Source organism: Streptomyces sp. OfavH-34-F, from assembly GCF_022347745.1.
Taxonomy (GTDB): domain Bacteria; phylum Actinomycetota; class Actinomycetes; order Streptomycetales; family Streptomycetaceae; genus Streptomyces.
Window position 1 is genome coordinate 1 of the sequence record NZ_JAKRGC010000447.1, and the last position, 3,992, is coordinate 3,992.

Genomic DNA, 3,992 nt, shown 5'->3' on the forward strand with positions numbered 1-3,992 from the left:
CGGGCGGCCCCGCGCCGCCTCAGCCCGCCGGCCCCGCCGGTCCCGTCGCATCCGGTCGGGGAGGCGCGGAGAACGCGTAGCGCACCGGTTTGTGCACCTCGGTGACGGTGCCGTCGACGCGCGCCTCCACCCAGCCGATCCGCGTGTGGTCGTCCAGCTCCACCGACAGCGCGGGCGGGGTGGCGCGGAACGGGCCCCGCGCGGCGAGCCCGGCCTTGAGCCGCAGGGTGCGCCGGGGCCGCGTGGGGAAGCCGAGTTCCGCGTCCACCCTCCGGTACAGGCCCCCGAGCACGTCCCAGTCGATGGCCGCCAGGTCCACGGGCGTGCTGTCGGCCGCGTCGGTGCCGCCGGAGCCGGTGAAGGAACTCCAGCCCCGTCCGCTCCCGTAGGTGTGGTTCTCGAAGCGTTCGCGGTCCCCGGGGATCGGGACGGTGGCCCAGGCGAACCCGTCCGAGACCGAGAAGGAGACGACCTCGGTGCGGCCGGTGCGCCGTTCCAGGTCCGCGATCAGCGCGCGAATCCGCTCCGGCGTCGTCAGGTCCGGCCGGGGCCCGGGGCGCGCCGCCGGAACGGACGCGGACGGCGAGGTGGTGGCGGTCGCCCGGTCCGGCACGGAGGAGTGCGCCCGCAGCACCTCCCACACCGGGTAGCAGCACACCAGCGCGGCGATCAGGCCCAGCACCGCGAGGGCCGCCCGCTGACGCGGCGCTTCCCCGGACTGCGGCTCCGGCTCCGGGGCGGCGTCCTCGGGCTCCGGCGGCGGGGGAGCGTCAGCGGGCTCCGGCCCCGGCGCCTTCCGCCACCCCTCGGGCACCGCGTCCCGCGGCTCGTCCCCGACCGTCATACCCACCCCTCCGGCATCCCGCGCGTCCACCCGGCATGGAGGGGGATGCCAGGACCCCCGCCCGCAGTTCCCGCTCCCGCCCGCCGGACGGCATGATGACGGCACCGACGACGGGGGATCGACGATGGGCACGACGGTGTGGGCGGTACTCGCGGGGACGGCCCTGCTCGCCGCCGGCCTGGTCCTCGCCGTCCGGCGCGCCCACCGCGCCGCGGACCGCCCGGTGCCCCGGATCGACCGCGGCCGGACGTACACGGCGACCGTGCGCGGCATCCGGCCGCCGGACGACGGCGGCGGCACCGGACTCGTCCTGGTCGAGTACGAGGACGCGGACGGCGAGCGGCGCCGCGCGGGCCTGGCGGACATGATCCACGACTCCTGGCTCGACCGCTTCCACGAGGGCTCCGCGTGGCAGGTGTACGCCTACACGCCCCCGGGCCCCCGCGTGGTCCTGGCCTTCGTCCACGACGAGGTCTGGCGCTGCGGCTGGAACCTGGACGGCGTCCGCATCGGGGCCGAGTCGGGCCCGCTGGAGCCGGGCCCCGGCTCACCGTTCCGCCGGTAGACGGCGCCCCGGGCCACCGAGGGCCGAACGGGGTCCGCCGGGCCGGGCGCGGGGCGGCGGGTCGCGTGAGGGGCGTGCGGCGGGGTAGCGAAGGTGCATGGCCACTGAGAACACATCCGCCGCCACCGGCTACGTACAGCCCGAGATCGACGTCCGGGCGCTGCGCGCGGTGCTCGACGGCGAACACGCGGGCATCCGCGACCTCGTCCGGACCAACCTGGTGGCGCACGCCTCCGTGCTGGAGGAGGCCGAGGAACTCGGCATCGACGCCTACCGCGAACGGGTCCGGGACATCGTGGTCGCGATGGCCGCCACCGGCCAGACCGGCATGGGTTTCCCCGAGGAGTACGGCGGAGGCGGCGACGTCGGCGCCTCCATCGCCGCGTTCGAGACGCTCGCCCACGGCGACCTGTCGGTGCTGGTGAAGGTGGGCGTCCAGTTCGGGCTCTTCGGAGGCGCGATCCTGCACCTGGGCACCGCCCGCCACCACGAGGCGTACCTGCCGGACCTGATCGGCGGGCGCCTGATGGGCTGCTTCGCCATGACGGAGACCGGGCACGGCTCCGACGTGCAGTCCCTCGGCACCCTCGCCCGGTTCGACCCCGCCACCGGGGAGTTCGTCCTCACCACCCCGGACGACCGGGCGCGCAAGGACTACATCGGCAACGCCGCCCGCCACGCGGAACTCGCCGTCGTCTTCGCGCAGCTGGAGGTGGCCGGCCGGGCCGAGGGCGTGCACGCGTTCGTCGTCCCGCTGCGGGAGGGCGGCCGGGTGCGGCCGGGCGTCCACATCGAGGACGACGGCCGCAAGATGGGCCTGAACGGCGTGGACAACGGCCGCATCCGCTTCGACGGCGTCCGCGTCCCGCGCGAGGCCCTGCTCAACCGGTTCGCCGACGTCACCGCGGACGGGGTGTACGAGAGCGCCATCGAGAACCCCGGACGGCGCTTCTTCACCATGCTCGGCACCCTGGTGCAGGGCAGGGTCAGCGTCGCCGGGGCCGGGGTCGGCGCGGCCAAGGTGGCCCTGGCGATCGCCGTCAAGTACGCCGTGCGCCGCCGCCAGTTCGCGGCCGCCCCCGACGCGGGCGAACAACTGCTCCTCGACTACGGCCTCCACCAGCGCCGGCTGCTGCCGCTGCTCGCCCGTACCTACGCCTTCCACTTCGCGCAGGACGCCGTACGCCGGCAGCTGCACGACGTCTTCTCCGGCGCCGGGGACGACGCGGCGGCGCGGCGGCTGCTGGAGTCGCGGGCGGCCGGCACCAAGGCGCTCGCCACCTGGCACGCCACCCGGGTCGTCCAGGAGTGCCGCGAGGCGTGCGGCGGCGCCGGCTACCTCAGCGTCAACCGGTTCGCCGCGCTCAAGGCCGACAGCGACATCTTCACCACCTTCGAGGGCGACAACCACGTCCTGCTGCAACTGGTCGCCAAGGGCCTGCTGACGCACTACGCGAGCGAGTTCGAGGACCTCGACCAGCTCGGCACCGTCCGCCACGTCGCCGGGATCGCCGTCGAGACGATCCTGGAGAAGACCGCCGTCCACAAGATGCTGGAGCGGGTACGGGATCTGCTGCCGGGCGGCGACGAGTGGGACCGGGAGGCCGGGCTGCTCGACTCCGAGTACCACCTCGCCATGTTCAGGTTCCGCGAGGAGCACATGCTGGCCGGGGCGGCCCGCAGGCTCAAGCGCGGCATGGACGAGCACCGCGACCCCGGCGCCGTCTTCTCCCAGGTGCAGGACCATGTCATCGCCGTCGCCCGCGCCCACGTCGAACGCCTGGTCCTGGAGGCCTTCACCGACGCGGTGCGCGCCCTGCCGGACGGCGGCGACAAGGAGGCGCTCAGGCTGCTGTGCGATCTGCACGCCCTGTCGGCGATCGAGGCGGACCGGGCCTGGTTCATGGAGCACGGCCGGCTCACCGTCCAGCGCTCCAAGGCGATCAGCCGCGAGGTGAACGACCTCTGCCGCAAGGTCCGCCCGCTCGCCGTGGACCTCGTCGACGCCTGGGGCATCCCGGACGAGATGCTGCGCGCGCCGGACCTGATCGGCTGAGCCGGTCCCGGTCCCGGTCCCGCTCGCTCGCGGGCCGGGACCGCCCCGCCCGCACCGCTTCGGTGGGCACCGCTCGGGTGCGTACCGCGAATGAGTACGGCGACTCAGTCGCACGGGCGTGCCTCCGGCGACGATGGGGCATCACCCCGAGCGAACCGGAGAACCCCATGCTCAGCCGCTGCGCCGGCCAACTCGTCCCCGCCTTCGGGCGGCTGACGCTCAGCACCGACGAGGAGGCCGCGCTGCCGCCGGCCGGGATCATCGCCGCCAACCACACCTCGCTCGCGGACCCGGCGGTCGTGCTGGCCGCGCTGCGCCGCCTCGGCGCCCGCCCCGTCATCATGGCGACGGCCGGTCTGTGGCGGGTGCCGCTGCTGGGCCGCGCGCTCGCCCGCGAGGGGCACATCCCCGTCCACCGCGGCGACCCCCGCGCCGCCCGCTCCGTCGAACTGGCCCAGCGGGCGCTGGAACAGGGCCGCCACCTCCTCATCTACGCCGAGGGCGGCCTGCCCCTGCGCGACGACGCG

The 3,992-nt window shown here is 75.2% G+C and carries 4 protein-coding genes; 3 read left to right on the plus strand and 1 reads right to left on the minus strand.

Going from position 1 to position 3,992, the window contains the following annotated elements:
* Positions 1-19: 19 nt before the first annotated feature.
* On the minus strand, positions 20-844 hold the full coding sequence (locus MHW47_RS33010; protein ID WP_239227526.1) for a hypothetical protein: 825 nt from the start codon (positions 842-844) through the stop codon (positions 20-22).
* A gap of 124 nt (positions 845-968) precedes the next feature.
* Between MHW47_RS33010 and MHW47_RS33015 the strand changes: the two genes are divergently transcribed.
* The 3 genes from MHW47_RS33015 to MHW47_RS33025 all read left to right on the plus strand — a co-directional run.
* On the plus strand, positions 969-1,409 hold the full coding sequence (locus tag MHW47_RS33015) for a hypothetical protein (RefSeq protein ID WP_239227527.1): 441 nt from the start codon (positions 969-971) through the stop codon (positions 1,407-1,409).
* A 97-nt stretch (positions 1,410-1,506) separates the two neighbouring features.
* Positions 1,507-3,465, plus strand: a complete 1,959-nt coding sequence (locus tag MHW47_RS33020; RefSeq protein ID WP_239227528.1) for an acyl-CoA dehydrogenase — start codon at positions 1,507-1,509, stop codon at positions 3,463-3,465.
* Between the two features lie 167 nt (positions 3,466-3,632).
* A partial coding sequence (locus MHW47_RS33025; protein WP_239227529.1) for a lysophospholipid acyltransferase family protein occupies positions 3,633-3,992 on the plus strand: 360 nt, incomplete at its 3' end.

What these genes read in the sequence shown, in the direction of transcription:
- MHW47_RS33010 (WP_239227526.1), bottom strand. Translation starts at nt 844, where the DNA reads ATGACGGTCGGGGACGAGCCGCGGGACGCGGTGCCCGAGGGGTGGCGG.
- MHW47_RS33015 (WP_239227527.1), top strand. Translation starts at nt 969, where the DNA reads ATGGGCACGACGGTGTGGGCGGTACTCGCGGGGACGGCCCTGCTCGCC.
- MHW47_RS33020 (WP_239227528.1), top strand. Translation starts at nt 1,507, where the DNA reads ATGGCCACTGAGAACACATCCGCCGCCACCGGCTACGTACAGCCCGAG.